A 14,127-nucleotide genomic window follows, 5' to 3' on the forward strand; every position below is an offset into this window, starting at 1 on the left:
CTTTCAAATCGTTAGTAAGGATGAAACAGGAATTTACACGAATCGCAGTAAAAGTAGGAAGCAATGTATTGACACGCCGCGACGGAACGCTGGACGTTACCCGTATGTCGGCACTTGTTGACCAGATAGCGGAATTACATAAGTCCGGGGTAGAAATCATTTTGATTTCTTCGGGAGCTGTTGCTTCCGGACGCAGTGAAGTGCATCCGCAGAAAAAACTCGATAGTGTAGATCAGCGCCAATTATTTTCTGCTGTGGGTCAGGCCAAACTAATCAACCGTTACTACGAACTTTTCCGTGAGCACAATATACCTGTCGGCCAGGTACTGACAACGAAGGAAAGTTTTGGAACTCGCCGCCATTATCTGAATCAGAAAAATTGCATGACGGTAATGTTTGAAAACAATGTCATTCCTATTGTCAACGAAAACGATACGATTTCCGTCAGTGAGCTGATGTTCACCGATAATGATGAATTGTCCGGACTCATCGCTTCGATGATGGATACGCAGGCACTCATTATCCTAAGTAATATTGATGGGATTTACAATGGTTCTCCTTCCGATCCAAACTCTTCTGTTATCCGGGAGATCGGTCACGGCAAAGACTTATCCAACTATATTCAGACAACTAAGTCCAGTTTCGGACGGGGGGGGATGTTGACGAAAACCAATATTGCCCGCAAAGTTGCTGATGAAGGAATTACAGTGATTATTGCCAACGGGAAGCGGGATAATATTCTGGTAGATTTATTACAGCATCCTGAAGAAACTCTTTGTACACGTTTTATACCATCAGACGAACCGGTATCCAGCGTCAAAAAGTGGATTGCCCATAGCGAAGGTTTTGCCAAAGGGGAAATTCACATAAATGAATGCGCTACAGAAGTTCTAAACTCTGAAAAAGCTGTCAGCATCCTCCCGATTGGAATCACTCATATTGAAGGTGAATTTGAGAAAGATGACATTGTACGTATCATGGACTTTCAAGGAAACCAGGTTGGCGTTGGAAAAGTGAACTGTGACTCCAAACAGGCACAAGAAGCGATTGGCAAGCATGGAAAGAAACCAGTAGTACATTATGACTATCTATACATTGAATAATTAATAATAAGAATTTCTGTTTTATCCGATTTTAGACTAAAATTAGCTTGTTTCTGTACGGTTTTCACCACAGAGTACACAGAGGTGAATCTTGTTCATGACTGCACGGTAATAAACTGTTTCATCCTATTCTAGCAAGGGGATATTCTCACTGCAATGAGAAAAAGTTCTCATTGTAATGAGTATTTCTTCTCATCCCTATGAGTATTTTTTCTCATAGGGATAAGTATAGTTGAGAATGTTTACGGAAGTTTTTTTGAATTATAATTGTATGAGTTTACCTCATTTCTGCACCCAAATGAAGCTCTTATTCAGGTAGAATATTAGCTTCTTTAGTGAAGATAAGCGCTTTTATTTTCAGTTATATAATGTATTATAGATAGACATCTGCAACATAAATACAGGGACTTTATTTGCAAAAAACTATTAATAGCAGTATATTTGCCCTCTAAACAAACAATATAATCCCCATGCTACTAAAACATTGGAACCTTATACTCATATTTTTAACATTCTCAATTATATCTTGTGAGAGCAGTAAGAATGAACCTGAAGTAAACAGTACACCGTCATTTCCTGTCGGCAGAGAGTTTAATGTCAGTTTAAATATAGCTCCTTTTCTTGAAGTAGCCGAACAACCTTTAAGCCGTTCCACCTCCACGGTGGCTGACGGAATATATGCAGTTAATGTTTTTTGGAAAGGAAAAGGCCTGACTTCTTTTCAGCCCTATGCTTCAGGCCTTTTCGATAATCCATATCGAGTAGAAATCGGGTTAATCGAAGGATATGTGTATCGCTTTGACTGCAGCTTCCTGGGATATAAAGACCGCCCATATTATACAATACAAAGTGACAGCATACTTTATGGACTTCCTTTTTCATCTACTCTGCAGAAAGAGGTGAACGGGTTAGTCAACAACGATTTAAAGATTTCAATCAATCCCCTGAATATCAATGGGGCATTTCACCAACATATTTACAAAGGAGAAATGCATATAAAATGCGATAGTACTAGTACTCACCCTACCGTCAAACGCTTTTTCGGCAGTGAGCAATTGGACTTTTCAAATCCCAATATGAATACCTCCGTTTCAATGACATTGAAACGTGCTTATTATTCTATACAATTCGTTACAGACGAACTTGCACCGGGTGACTCCATCAAAATTAAAGCAGCGGACGTTGCTCCATTTTATCTACTATATTCCAAAGATGGAACATCCCGGACGGAGGAACGAATTATCTCTATGTACGATATATCCGACTATTATACGGCCAAACTTAAGGAAGAAGAAACAATCGCTTTCACTATTTCCTACCGCCCGGCCAATGAAGAGAAATGGTATTCTCTATATACCAATCAAAGTATTAAAATGAAAAGAAACAAAAAGAACATAGTCAAAATAGTCAAGATAGATGAGCATATAGGGGATGCTACTATCTCTTTTGGTGAAGAAGCAGAAATGGAAGAATCAGAACAAGAAATAGGGAAATAATTATCATACTCAACAACTACTAAAAAAGATTCATATGAAAATCAAACATCTTATGATCGCAGGCTGTCTATTCACAGCTTTTACTCTACAATCATGTATTAAGGAGAAAGATCTGTATCAGGCACCTCCTACTACGTATTCCGAACTTAACTTACAACTGGACGGAGACTACCTCTCAACCGAACTGCCCATGGCACGCGCTACAACTCCAACCAAAATTAATGAAAGTGAAACATTAGTGGGAATCGCCATTACCATGACACCCAAAGAGGGACAGAATCCATCTTCAAAACCATACGCTTATGGTATTTTCCAGTTAGACAAGGCGAAAGATCCCAATAACCTAAAAATAAAAGTTATTGATGGATACACTTACCGCATCTCTTGCTCTATGATTGCAAATGCAAAGGACTCAATCATAAAAGACGAAAAAGGCTTCTTCGGAGCCCCTTTCGATTTGGAACGTAGCGGAAAAATCAAAGGGGAATGCCTGAACAAATTCCTGACTGCCGAACAAGCAGATGGAATCAAATTCTTATACAATATTGAAAACCCGAGAATACAAACGAGAAACGGATCACAAGACGCCTGCAACCGCCCGTTCATCGAACGTTATCATGGATTAAACGATAAAGTGGAAGTGACAGATGGCATGCAAAATCACATCATGCTCTATCGCCGTTTTTTCGGAGTAAAATTCAAACAAACAGGTTTAGAGAAAGGACGTCTTAGAATAAAACTTGAAGACGCACCAAGCATCTATTTGAATGCTAATGCAGATATTCATAAGACTGTTGAATCTGAATTAAAAATGGTCAGCATGAGAAATCTCACTGCCAATATACCTACTGGTGATAATCAACATTTAACAGAGAATGTAAAAGTGGCAGTATTTTGGGAAGAGACTCCAGGAGCAGAAGAAAAGACAATCATCAGTAGCAGTATCACATTCAAGAGAAACTATACCCATTCTATCGCACTAACCAATATCGAACATATAGGAACACCTAGTGACATAGGAATTGAAGTCGAATCAGGAGAAATGGGAGAAGATATTGAACAAGACATTCCATGGCAATGAGATAATGCCAAATAGGAGTTCGAATAACAAGCACTATACCAATATAGTGCATAAATGAAAAATACGAGATTCAGAATTGAGTCTCGTATTTTTTTAGTATTAATCTTGTAAAAACCCCAGTGAATAAGTAAAGAGCACATTTATTTCTATTTTCAACAAGTTTTATTCACATCATTCACTATATTTGCATAGTTTATCTTTCCATTTAATGCAAAAAAGGAGCAAATGACTACAAATTTAAACGAGACCTTTGCCGCTGTACAAGTAGCAAGTCGGGAATTAGCCCTGCTGAATGATAATGTCATCAATCAGATTTTAAATGCAGTAGCTGACGCAGCAATTGCAGAAACACCTTTCATTCTTTCAGAGAACGAAAAAGACCTCGCACGGATGGACAAAAATGATCCGAAGTACGATCGGTTGAAACTGACGGAAGAACGTTTGAAAGGTATTGCCGCAGATACACGCAATGTAGCAACACTCCCCTCTCCTTTGGGTAAAGTGCTGAAAGAGAGTGTTCGTCCCAATGGAATGAAGTTGACGAAAGTCAGCGTTCCTTTCGGAGTCATAGGAATCATTTATGAAGCGCGCCCTAATGTTAGCTTTGATGTTTTCTCCCTTTGTCTGAAGAGCGGAAATGCCTGCATATTGAAAGGAGGAAGTGACGCCGATTGTTCCAACCGGGCCATCATCAGTGTGATTCACAAAGTATTGAAGAAGTTCAAAATCAATCCACACATTGTAGAATTACTTCCGGCTGATAGAGAGGCTACGGCAGCGTTACTGAATGCTGTGGGCTACGTAGACTTGATTATCCCCAGAGGCAGCAGCAGTCTTATTCATTTCGTACGCGAGAATGCAAGGATTCCTGTCATTGAAACAGGAGCAGGTATCTGTCACACTTACTTCGATGAATTTGGGGATACAAACAAGGGAGCAGACATTATTCATAATGCAAAGACACGTAGAGTTAGCGTATGTAATGCATTGGACTGCACCATTATACATGAGAAGAGACTGGCCGACCTCCCTCTGATTTGCGAGAAACTAAAAGACAGCCATGTCATTATTTATGCTGATCCGCAAGCTTACCAGGCATTGGAAGGCCGCTATCCTGCCGAGCTCCTGGAACATGCAAAAGCAGAAAGCTTCGGCACGGAGTTTCTGGATTATAAAATGGCTGTCAAGACTGTAAAGAGCTTCGAAGATGCCTTAGGACATATTCAGGAAAACAGTTCTAAACATAGCGAGTGTATTGTTACCGAGAACGGAGAACGTGCAGCTTTATTCACCAGAATCGTGGACGCAGCTTGCGTATACACCAATGTGTCTACCGCTTTCACTGACGGGGCACAATTCGGATTAGGAGCCGAAATCGGAATCAGCACGCAAAAGCTACACGCACGCGGTCCGATGGGACTGGAGGAAATCACTTCTTACAAATGGGTCATTGAAGGAGATGGACAAACGAGAAGAAATTGAGACTATACCTATATGTTAAAAATCAAACAAGGTTTTGAGCGAAGCTAATTAAAAATTAAAAAATAAATGATATGAAGAAATTTACTTGTGTACAGGACATTGGCGATTTAAAATCAGCCCTTGCAGAAGCATTCGAAATTAAAAAAGAGCACTTCAAATATGTAGAACTGGGACGAAACAAGACTTTAATGATGATCTTCTTCAACTCTAGTTTACGTACCCGCCTCAGCACACAGAAAGCTGCTATCAATTTGGGAATGAATGTAATGGTACTGGATATCAATCAAGGTGCATGGAAATTGGAAACTGAACGTGGCGTAATTATGGATGGTGATAAACCGGAACATATATTAGAAGCCATTCCGGTTATGGGATGCTATTGTGATATCATTGGAGTACGCTCTTTTGCCCGTTTTGAAGACCGTGACTTTGACTATCAGGAAACTATTATCAATCAATTCATCCAATACTCCGGACGTCCTGTCTTTTCGATGGAAGCGGCAACACGCCACCCATTGCAGAGCTTTGCCGACCTGATTACCATCGAGGAATACAAGAAAACAGTACGTCCCAAAGTAGTTATGACCTGGGCTCCTCATCCACGTCCATTGCCACAGGCTGTTCCTAATTCCTTTGCTGAATGGATGAATGCAACGGATTACGAATTTGTCATCACTCATCCCGAAGGTTATGAGCTTGATCCGCAATTTGTAGGTAATGCAAAAGTAGAATATGACCAGATGAAGGCTTTCGAAGGAGCCGACTTCATATATGCCAAGAACTGGGCTGCTTATTCTGGCGACAACTATGGACAGATATTAAGCAAAGATCGTGATTGGACTGTCAGCGACCGCCAAATGGCAGTTACCAACAATGCTTATTTCATGCATTGTCTTCCGGTTCGTAGAAATATGATTGTGACAGACGATGTCATTGAAAGTCCGCAATCTATTGTGATTCCGGAAGCTGCCAACCGTGAAATCTCGGCAACTGTCGTTCTGAAAAGGTTATTGGAAGGACTGAAATAACCCCAAAAAATAAAGTGCTGATAAATCAGCACTTTATTTCTCTATTTCTTTACCTGCTTCCTGCCAGGAATTAAATCCCTTATCAAGCTCAAAGACTTTATATCCCTTCTCGCTCAAAATTGCCGCAGCCTTCTTGCTTCGTTTTCCACTGCGACAATATACAGCCACCGGTTTGTCTTTTTGCAACAAAGAATCAGCCATTGAAGCAAAAGAGTCATCCATCACATTGATGTTAATCGTCTTCGTGATATGCCCCTCCGAATATTCCGCAAGTGTACGAACATCCAGACGTTGTATATCCTCATTCTGAATAAGAGAATCAAACTCCTCTACATTCATTGATTGAAAATCCCCTTTCTGCTGACAAGAGAAAAGGGAAGAGAGAAATAAAAATATTCCCACGATTAATTGATTCAATTTAAACATATACACTCCATTATTCAATTCTGTCCCGGAGTATAGTCAAACCCAGGATCACAGTACTTATCAGATTCTATCGGAGAACCATCCTTATCGTACGTATAATATTTAAACTTTACCTTTATCGTCCGACCCGGATTCTCTTCATCTATATATTGCGCCAAAGGAACAGAAATGTAAGCACGCCGATTATAGTATTCTCCATCACTGTTCGCATCATGGTATAACAACATATTCACAATGCCATTTGTTTTAAGTTCGGACACATCTTCCACTATACCGAAAACATGTCCCTTGCCCGTACTGACCTTGAGATTCAAAATCATATTCAGATAATCCCTTCCAAGCCAGATACTGACCATCTTTACCGGATCTAGCTTTATACCGTCCTTGTAAATCGGATCATCTTCCGGTTTAGGTACCGGCGTTATGAGCGATTGCAAAGAATATATAGTAGCAGTGTTCTCACCGGAAAGCACCTCATAGTTACTCATTACACGTCTGGAAGTGTTTGGAGAGATAGTAGAACCCGTACGGTCTTCCGAAACAGTCAAGACTTCTCCCTTATCAGGAATAAGCGTTTGTATGCGACCGTCTTCCCCGGCCTCTACAGTCACAAATTCCAGTTTCACCGAAGGATAATAATAGTCATCATCTCCACAGGCAGTCATCAGGAAAAGCAATCCCCACAACCAAACAACATGTAATTTTCTTCTTTTCATCGGCAAGCTGCTAAATAATTAACTAACGGATTGGAATACATTAATAACAACTTCTCACGCAAAAAGTCTTCATCCTTATTCGGAATCTTGATCTTTGCCAATTGTTGTTCAATATAGTTCATAAACTGCTGTTTCTCTTCTTCCGTGTAATTGGACACGAATTCCGTTGTGCCATTCAGCCAATCATACGCCACATAATTTCCCGGATATATCCAGTAATTACGATGGATGCGGCGATCAAGACAGGCAGAAATACGGGCAAACAAATCCGGTTTCGGCAACGAACGGTCCAAGCCTTGCAAGTCATCATTCAAACAAGGAGCAACCTGAAAATGTACCCTGCCTTTATATCCGAAAAGACCTGTCTGCATATTAATCAAATCGTCCTGTGTCGTCTTTTTATATCCTTCGATGTCTCTCTTCAGCTGAAACTCTTGCGCTTTCAGAAAATCACACGGATCATATTCGTATGAAATAGCAAGCGGAGCAATATTCATTTCCATCAGGCGGTCTATCAAATCGCCTTCACCTCCCATTGCCAACATTTTCAATACACTGTCTTGTGTACGGTCATTCGAATCTTTTGCACGTCCTTCACGCTGCGCAATCCAAATAGACTGATTCTTCTCTGAAATGGTGTAATGCATATAACGGGACATACGCGCTGAAGATTCCAACATTTGCCGCATGGTCAACGCCCGCTGTACAATAAATGATTTATTGACACGCACCAGTTTCTTAATCCAGGGATAAATAAGCAAATTGTCGCCAATCGCAATTTCTACCGTATCCATTCCCTGGTCAATCAACAAAATAGAGAGAAAGCCCGAATCAAGAATAATATCTCTATGATTCGATATATACGTATAAGCTTTACTTTTATCCGGTATGGCGGTATGATCCAGTGTCAGTCCGGCAGTATGATCTGCCGCTATCTTCCACAAAATGCCATAACAAAATGCCTCCTGAAAATCAAGCTTAGTCTTACAGGCACGCATTTTTTGCGCCAGAAGTTCAAATGGAACGTTCGGTATAGCACCGGTAGCAGCTTTCTGAAAAGCCGGATCGGCAATCAGTTCCTCAAAGATTTGAGGAAGTTCCTCATCATTGTAAGGACGAATTTCATTAAACTCTGTCAGATCCATAAGTCTCAAGTATTATGTGCTCAAGTATTAAGTAATAAGTATAAAGTATTAGACTGCGTACAAACCGCATGGTTAATACTTTATACTTGATACTTAATACTTAAAACTTGTTTTCAATAATATCAGTCATCACATCCTTTATATCCAGTCCGGCTGCACGCACTTGCTGGGGAATAAAACTGGTAGTAGTCATTCCCGGAGTAGTATTTACTTCGAGAAGATTCAGTTTTTCACCGGCAGTTATAATGTAATCTACACGGATAATGCCGGAACAACCTAATATATCATAGATAGCTGAAGTCAGCATCTGTACGCGTTTGGTCAATTCATCCGAGATACGCGCAGGAGTGATTTCATCTACCTGTCCATTATATTTAGCATCATAATCAAAGAACTCATTGTGCGTCACTACTTCCGTAGGTGGAAAGATGACCGACTTCTCTTTTGTCTTATAACAGCCGCAAGTCAGTTCCGTTCCGTCCATAAACGCTTCAACAATCACCTCTTCCGCTTCTCCGAAAGCTTTAACAATGGCCGGTTGTATTTGTTCTTTTGTCTTCACTTTCGTAACTCCGAAACTCGAACCTCCCAGACTAGGCTTGATAAAACAAGGCAGGCCAATCTTTTCCACTACTTCCTCGTCAGAAACCGATTGTCCTTGGCGCAACAACAATGATTCGGCAATGCGCACTCCAAAAGCCTTCAGATATTGATTGCAGGTAAACTTGTCATAAGTAATGGCAGCCGCCAACACTCCACAACAGGAATACGGAATACGCATCATATCAAAATAGCCTTGCAGCCTGCCATCCTCACCCGGCGTACCGTGGATGGTGATATAAGCAAAGTCGAACACAACCTTCTCCGTTCCGTTCGTAAAACTAAAGTCGTTTCTATCCACCGGCACTTTGTTTCCGTCCGGTAATTGTACTTCCCAGCGACGGCCTTCCATCTCCACGATATACAAATTATACTTTTCCTTATCAATAAAGGAATAAATACCCTGTGCGCTACGCAGGGAAACTACGATTTCAGAGGTATCTCCTCCTGCTACGATAGCGATGTTGCGTTTCATTCTAATTCTCTATTACTTATATAGCCTCTCCACTTCTCGATAAGCCGGGTCATGTCATCCGGAAGTTCGGAAGTAAAATACATCTCTTCACCTGTGACGGGATGCACAAACCCCAATGTCATAGCATGCAAAGCCTGTCGGGGACAAGTGTCAAAGCAATTATTTACAAACTGTTTGTATTTACTAAAATGGGTTCCTTTCAGTATCTCATGACCGCCATAGCGTTCGTCATTGAACAACACATGACCGATATGTTTCATGTGGACACGAATCTGATGAGTACGTCCTGTCTCAAGTATACATTCCACAAGGGTTACGTATCCCAGTCTTTCCAGTACGCGGTAGTGTGTAACGGCATGTTTGCCCACTGTCGGATCGGACATCACCGCCATTTGCATCCGGTCTCTCGGATTACGGGCAATATTACCGACAATCGTTCCTTCATCCTGTTCCATAACACCCCACACCAAAGCACGATATTTGCGTTTGGTAGTCTTATTAAAAAATTGAATTCCCAGATTTGTTTTGGCATCCGGTGTCTTGGCAATCACCAGTAAGCCTGAAGTATCTTTATCGATGCGATGAACAAGTCCCACGTGCGGGTCATTGGCATCATAATCCGGTATATCCTTCATGTGCCAGGCCAGCGCATTGACCAGCGTGCCGTGATAGTTTCCGTGTCCCGGATGCACGACCAATCCCGCCGGTTTATTCACAACCATCAGATAAGGGTCTTCATAAACGATAGTAAGGGGAATATTTTCAGGAATAATTTCATTTTCATAACGGGGACGGTCCATCATTACCGTAATGACATCCAGCGGTTTCACTTTGTAGCTACTCTTCACCGGTTTGCCATTGGCCATAACGAATCCGTCTTCGGCAGCCTTCTGAATACGGTTGCGCGAAGCATTGACAATACGTTCGAACAGATATTTGTCGACTCTGACCATCGCCTGTCCCTTGTCTACAACCACGCGGAAGTGTTCGTAAAGCTGGGATTCGTCACCGACAGGTTCTATATCATCCAAATCATTCTCCAGTTCATCCGGAAGTTCTTCCTCTATCATGCGAGTCCGTTTCTGTTATTTATCTATTAAAACCAACTATCATCTTGAGCAGGTGATGATTCCGACGTAACCGGTTTCTCCGTATCCACGGAAACATCAACCGAGTCCTCTTCTTCCGACATATCACCGGAGCCGTCTCCCACCATCAATGTCAAAGAAGCTCCCAAAGGAATCTTTTCTCCGGCAGCCAACTGACGTCCCTGATACTTCACGCCGTACACCCAGTCTTTCTCACCATTTACCAATTGAATCTGATTCAGTTTAAAACCGGCATTCAGTAACTTGGCCTGTGCCTGGCGGAGCGAGCTGTTGTCCGCCACATCGGGAATGGCACGTAAAGGGACATCCAGGGTATTGACTGTCAGGTATACTGTACGTCCTTCCTTCACTTTTTCACCGGCTCCCGGTTTCAGTTCAAGAATGATACCCGCTGCTTTATCTTTGACATATTTGGTATCAGAAATCACATATACCAAACCGTGATTCCGGAACATCTTCGTAGCTTCTTCCACTGTCATTCCCTTCACATCGGGAACTACCACGCTTTCACCATGATGTGTATGTATATCAAGCCATTTCAACACACCAAATATCATCACTACCATCACCACAATCATGGCGATAATATTCACCCAGAAATATTTATTGGTTTTAAAAGAAAAGAATTCTTTAATAGTCATACGCATTGCTGTTAATATGCGCCAAAGATACGACAAAATAGTTGAACTTTTAAAAAGTAGGCGATGAAAAATGTCCCTACCTATTATGCAAAGACGCTTATCATCGCCAGAATTGCTGCAACTATAATCCCCACTCCTATAGATTTCAACAACCTTATTATAATGATACGGGGTTTCATGTCCCGGATATACTCTACCATCGCGTATGTTCGTTTATGAGTTTTATTTAATCTCACAAAGAAAAGCAAAAAGTCATAAATAAGAGCAAACAATACCGCTTTTTAACATACTATCCCCTTGAAAAACAGAGAAACAAAAAAGGCGAAGATTAAATTCTCCGCCTTTTTTGTTTCCTGATGACAAGTGATTATCACTTTTGTCCGTTGTACTCATCAGAAACAGTCAGTTTCTTTCTGCCTTTCGCACGACGAGCAGCTAATACTCTACGACCATTAGCCGATGCCATTCTCTCACGGAAACCGTGTTTGTTCTTTCTCTTTCTGTTAGAGGGTTGAAATGTTCTTTTCATTACTGTATCTTGTTTTTATGTTATTATTCTACGTAATCGGGCTGCAAAAATAGGCACTTTTTTTAAATTAACCAAGAGATAACTCATTTTTGCTCAAAAGTTTTTGTGTTTTTTACCGATTTAGATTACTTTTGCAGTCGAATTCCTGCGAAAACAATTAAATAACAATAATAGATTAAGAAAAATAGCAGTATGATTAATGCTCAAGACATCAAAAACGGAACTTGTATCCGTATGGACGGAAAGCTCTATTTCTGTGTAGAATTCCTGCATGTAAAACCAGGTAAAGGTAACACTTTTATGCGTACTAAACTGAAAGATGTAGTTAGCGGATACGTTCTCGAACGCCGTTTCAACATCGGTGAAAAGTTGGAAGATGTACGTGTAGAACGTCGTCCATACCAATTTTTGTATAAAGAAGGAGAAGATTATATCTTTATGAACCAGGAAACATTCGACCAACATCCTATCGCTCACGATCTGATTAATGGTGTTGACTTCCTGCTCGAAGGTTCAGTATTGGAAGTTGTTTCTGATGCTTCTACTGAAACTGTACTTTATGCAGACATGCCGATCAAGGTTCAGATGAAGGTGACTTATACAGAACCGGGCATGAAAGGTGATACAGCTACTAACACACTGAAACCTGCAACTGTGGAATCAGGTGCAACAGTACGTGTTCCTTTGTTCATCAGCGAGGGTGAAACAATCGAAATCGATACTCGTGACGGTTCTTACGTAGGACGTGTGAAAGCATAATTTGCAAAAACATATAAAAATAGCCGGGAGTCCAAGGACTTCCGGCTATTTTTATATTCATACAGTTCTATTATTTATATCCTGCAGCTTTCGCAATTCTTTTAGGAATTTCTGTATTGTCAATCTTCTCACCAAACAGTTGAGAACCTGCACCAATAGCAAATACAGGAACATAACCGGCAGAGTGCCCGCCACTTACCCAACCTATCATAGCGATTTCATCCATCACTTCCTTTGCACGTGCAGCCATCGGTTCGCTCTTAGAGTACATACTTTCAGCAAATACGACTTTATTCTTCACGAATGATTTCTCAAATTCATCACGCAACGTCTTTTCCTGTTCCCAAGAAAGAGGGAATTGTTTCCAGAAGCCCATTTCTTCGCCGAGGAATGTTTTCATGTCCTCCCAAGTGACTTTATTGCCTTTTGATTTTCTCAATTCACTGATACGTTGTGAAAGTCCGTCAGCAGAATGTTTCTGATATTGCAATGCTTTCAGGTTCAACGCATATTTTCCCGTACCGAGCACGATACCACCTGTTTCATGGTCTGCGGTAATCACAATCAGCGTTTCTTTCGGATGTTTCTTATAGAATTCATAAGCTACTTTGATGGCATTATCCATGTCTTTCACTTCGTTGAACACAGTAGCGGCGTCATTAGCGTGGCATGCCCAGTCTATTTTACCTCCTTCTACCATCAGGAAAAAGCCTTTATTATTGCCTTTAGTAAGAAAGTCAATAGCACTTTCCGTAATTTGTGCTAATGTCAAATCATTCTCTTTGCGGTCAATAGCATAAGGCAGACAAGAAGGATTGGCTCCCTCTTCCTGAATCAAGATCATCTTTTCTGCTTTTGCAGCTTTTGCCTTATAGTCATTGTAACCACGTGCTACTGTATATCCTGCCTCTTCAAAAATAGGGAAAATGCTCGGAGCTTCTTTCTTGTCATAAGTGGTGGTAGGTTTCAAGAAACCACCGCCTGCATAAAAATCGAAATTGGCTTTCGGCAAATCAAGAGCAATTTCATAATTCATATTACGATCGGGTTGATGTGCATAAAATGCGGCAGGAGTAGCATGATCCACACTGACAGAAGTCGTTACGCCCACCTTTTTTCCTGCTTTCTTTGCTTTTTCTGCGACAGTCTGAATAGCATTTTTATCTTCTCCTACAGAAATAGCGCCATTATAAGTTTTCTTTCCTGTTGCCAATGCAGTACCTGCAGCTGCAGAGTCTGTTACTGAATTTTTAGCAGAGAAAGTGGTTGCTACGGTAGCAACCGGAAATTGAGTAAATAACAAAGGCTCGACTCCAATACGACCATTTTGAATTTCCGCCTGATACATCTCCGTACCATTTACTTGATTGACTCCCATTCCATCTCCGATGAAATAGAATACGTACTTTGCCTGCCCGTTGGCTACAACGGAGATAAGGACAAAGAACAGTGTGTAGACTAACTTTTTCATTTTCTAGTATATTTATTTTAGATTAGTTGTCTACAAAGGTAGAAAAAAAAGAGAGATGCACAGTGG

General features: G+C 40.9%; 14 protein-coding genes. 6 read left to right on the plus strand and 8 right to left on the minus strand.

Annotated elements, in window-relative coordinates; translation table 11 throughout:
* Positions 1 to 20: 20 nt before the first annotated feature.
* The 5 genes from proB (at position 21) to DWZ47_RS06800 (ending at position 6,190) form a co-directional block, all read left to right on the plus strand.
* Positions 21 to 1,103 (plus strand): glutamate 5-kinase, encoded by a 1,083-nt coding sequence (proB, locus tag DWZ47_RS06780; protein WP_117512625.1) that lies wholly within the window; start codon positions 21 to 23, stop codon positions 1,101 to 1,103.
* A gap of 470 nt (positions 1,104 to 1,573) precedes the next feature.
* Positions 1,574 to 2,599, plus strand: coding sequence for a hypothetical protein (locus DWZ47_RS06785; RefSeq protein ID WP_004299774.1), 1,026 nt, complete (start codon positions 1,574 to 1,576; stop codon positions 2,597 to 2,599).
* A gap of 34 nt (positions 2,600 to 2,633) precedes the next feature.
* Positions 2,634 to 3,680 (plus strand): hypothetical protein, encoded by a 1,047-nt coding sequence (locus DWZ47_RS06790; protein WP_032842953.1) that lies wholly within the window; start codon positions 2,634 to 2,636, stop codon positions 3,678 to 3,680.
* A 225-nt stretch (positions 3,681 to 3,905) separates the two neighbouring features.
* Positions 3,906 to 5,162, plus strand: coding sequence for a glutamate-5-semialdehyde dehydrogenase (locus DWZ47_RS06795; protein ID WP_004299772.1), 1,257 nt, complete (start codon positions 3,906 to 3,908; stop codon positions 5,160 to 5,162).
* A gap of 71 nt (positions 5,163 to 5,233) precedes the next feature.
* Positions 5,234 to 6,190, plus strand: a complete 957-nt coding sequence (locus DWZ47_RS06800) for an acetylornithine carbamoyltransferase (RefSeq protein ID WP_032842949.1) — start codon at positions 5,234 to 5,236, stop codon at positions 6,188 to 6,190.
* A 33-nt stretch (positions 6,191 to 6,223) separates the two neighbouring features.
* Here the strand turns inward: DWZ47_RS06800 and DWZ47_RS06805 are convergent, their stop codons facing one another.
* From DWZ47_RS06805 to rpmH, 7 genes are all read right to left on the minus strand, one after another.
* Positions 6,224 to 6,616: a rhodanese-like domain-containing protein gene (locus tag DWZ47_RS06805; protein WP_004299770.1), complete on the minus strand. Its 393-nt coding sequence runs from the start codon at positions 6,614 to 6,616 to the stop codon at positions 6,224 to 6,226.
* Between the two features lie 14 nt (positions 6,617 to 6,630).
* A complete protein-coding gene (locus DWZ47_RS06810; RefSeq protein ID WP_117512626.1) occupies positions 6,631 to 7,332 on the minus strand; it encodes a hypothetical protein in 702 nt (233 codons plus the stop codon).
* Entirely contained in the window at positions 7,329 to 8,477 is a 1,149-nt protein-coding gene (locus DWZ47_RS06815) for a 1-acyl-sn-glycerol-3-phosphate acyltransferase (protein WP_008997933.1), read from the minus strand. Before DWZ47_RS06815 ends, DWZ47_RS06810 begins: the two co-directional genes overlap by 4 nt.
* A 100-nt stretch (positions 8,478 to 8,577) precedes the next feature.
* Positions 8,578 to 9,552: a D-alanine--D-alanine ligase gene (locus tag DWZ47_RS06820; protein ID WP_004299767.1), complete on the minus strand. Its 975-nt coding sequence runs from the start codon at positions 9,550 to 9,552 to the stop codon at positions 8,578 to 8,580.
* Positions 9,549 to 10,622, minus strand: coding sequence for an RluA family pseudouridine synthase (locus DWZ47_RS06825; RefSeq protein ID WP_004299766.1), 1,074 nt, complete (start codon positions 10,620 to 10,622; stop codon positions 9,549 to 9,551). Before DWZ47_RS06825 ends, DWZ47_RS06820 begins: the two co-directional genes overlap by 4 nt.
* 26 nt (positions 10,623 to 10,648) lie before the next feature.
* The gene (locus DWZ47_RS06830) at positions 10,649 to 11,302 is read right to left on the minus strand and encodes a PASTA domain-containing protein (protein ID WP_008776429.1); all 654 of its coding nucleotides are present in this window, start codon (positions 11,300 to 11,302) and stop codon (positions 10,649 to 10,651) included.
* A gap of 370 nt (positions 11,303 to 11,672) precedes the next feature.
* Complete coding sequence (gene rpmH, locus DWZ47_RS06840) at positions 11,673 to 11,831, minus strand: 50S ribosomal protein L34 (RefSeq protein ID WP_004299762.1); 159 nt, start codon at positions 11,829 to 11,831, stop codon at positions 11,673 to 11,675.
* A 192-nt stretch (positions 11,832 to 12,023) separates the two neighbouring features.
* Here rpmH and efp point away from each other — a divergent pair, with 192 nt between their 5' ends.
* Positions 12,024 to 12,590: an elongation factor P gene (gene efp / locus DWZ47_RS06845; RefSeq protein WP_004299761.1), complete on the plus strand. Its 567-nt coding sequence runs from the start codon at positions 12,024 to 12,026 to the stop codon at positions 12,588 to 12,590.
* Positions 12,591 to 12,660: 70 nt separating this feature from the next.
* Here the strand turns inward: efp and DWZ47_RS06850 are convergent, their stop codons facing one another.
* Positions 12,661 to 14,061: an alkaline phosphatase gene (locus DWZ47_RS06850; RefSeq protein WP_004299760.1), complete on the minus strand. Its 1,401-nt coding sequence runs from the start codon at positions 14,059 to 14,061 to the stop codon at positions 12,661 to 12,663.
* Between the last annotated feature and the right edge of the window lie 66 nt (positions 14,062 to 14,127).

This window comes from Bacteroides sp. AF32-8BH, assembly GCF_003435205.1.
In the GTDB taxonomy this organism is placed as follows: domain Bacteria; phylum Bacteroidota; class Bacteroidia; order Bacteroidales; family Bacteroidaceae; genus Bacteroides; species Bacteroides ovatus.

What these genes read in the sequence shown, in the direction of transcription:
- proB (WP_117512625.1), top strand. Translation starts at nt 21, where the DNA reads ATGAAACAGGAATTTACACGAATCGCAGTAAAAGTAGGAAGCAATGTA.
- DWZ47_RS06785 (WP_004299774.1), top strand. Translation starts at nt 1,574, where the DNA reads ATGCTACTAAAACATTGGAACCTTATACTCATATTTTTAACATTCTCA.
- DWZ47_RS06790 (WP_032842953.1), top strand. Translation starts at nt 2,634, where the DNA reads ATGAAAATCAAACATCTTATGATCGCAGGCTGTCTATTCACAGCTTTT.
- DWZ47_RS06795 (WP_004299772.1), top strand. Translation starts at nt 3,906, where the DNA reads ATGACTACAAATTTAAACGAGACCTTTGCCGCTGTACAAGTAGCAAGT.
- DWZ47_RS06800 (WP_032842949.1), top strand. Translation starts at nt 5,234, where the DNA reads ATGAAGAAATTTACTTGTGTACAGGACATTGGCGATTTAAAATCAGCC.
- DWZ47_RS06805 (WP_004299770.1), bottom strand. Translation starts at nt 6,616, where the DNA reads ATGTTTAAATTGAATCAATTAATCGTGGGAATATTTTTATTTCTCTCT.
- DWZ47_RS06810 (WP_117512626.1), bottom strand. Translation starts at nt 7,332, where the DNA reads ATGAAAAGAAGAAAATTACATGTTGTTTGGTTGTGGGGATTGCTTTTC.
- DWZ47_RS06815 (WP_008997933.1), bottom strand. Translation starts at nt 8,477, where the DNA reads ATGGATCTGACAGAGTTTAATGAAATTCGTCCTTACAATGATGAGGAA.
- DWZ47_RS06820 (WP_004299767.1), bottom strand. Translation starts at nt 9,552, where the DNA reads ATGAAACGCAACATCGCTATCGTAGCAGGAGGAGATACCTCTGAAATC.
- DWZ47_RS06825 (WP_004299766.1), bottom strand. Translation starts at nt 10,622, where the DNA reads ATGATAGAGGAAGAACTTCCGGATGAACTGGAGAATGATTTGGATGAT.
- DWZ47_RS06830 (WP_008776429.1), bottom strand. Translation starts at nt 11,302, where the DNA reads ATGACTATTAAAGAATTCTTTTCTTTTAAAACCAATAAATATTTCTGG.
- rpmH (WP_004299762.1), bottom strand. Translation starts at nt 11,831, where the DNA reads ATGAAAAGAACATTTCAACCCTCTAACAGAAAGAGAAAGAACAAACAC.
- efp (WP_004299761.1), top strand. Translation starts at nt 12,024, where the DNA reads ATGATTAATGCTCAAGACATCAAAAACGGAACTTGTATCCGTATGGAC.
- DWZ47_RS06850 (WP_004299760.1), bottom strand. Translation starts at nt 14,061, where the DNA reads ATGAAAAAGTTAGTCTACACACTGTTCTTTGTCCTTATCTCCGTTGTA.